The following is a 207-nucleotide window of genomic DNA, read 5'->3' as shown; positions in this document are numbered from 1 at the left end:
ACTCGCGGTACCAACTACCCCAAATCGACACGTGTTCGAGCCTATCGAAACACTCACCCTGGAAATACCTCCGCGTGCGCGGAGAAGAGTGCGTGTGGGTAATGCGCAGTCTGGTGATGTGGGAAATACCTCCGCGTGCGCGGAGAAGAGCACAACGAGTATGGCGCGCCTCAATAGGATAAGGAAATCCTCCGCGTGCGCGGAGAA

The organism is Corynebacterium sp. HMSC077D03 (genome assembly GCF_001808545.1).
GTDB lineage: Bacteria > Actinomycetota > Actinomycetes > Mycobacteriales > Mycobacteriaceae > Corynebacterium > Corynebacterium simulans.
Note: the sequence above shows the minus strand (reverse complement) of the source record.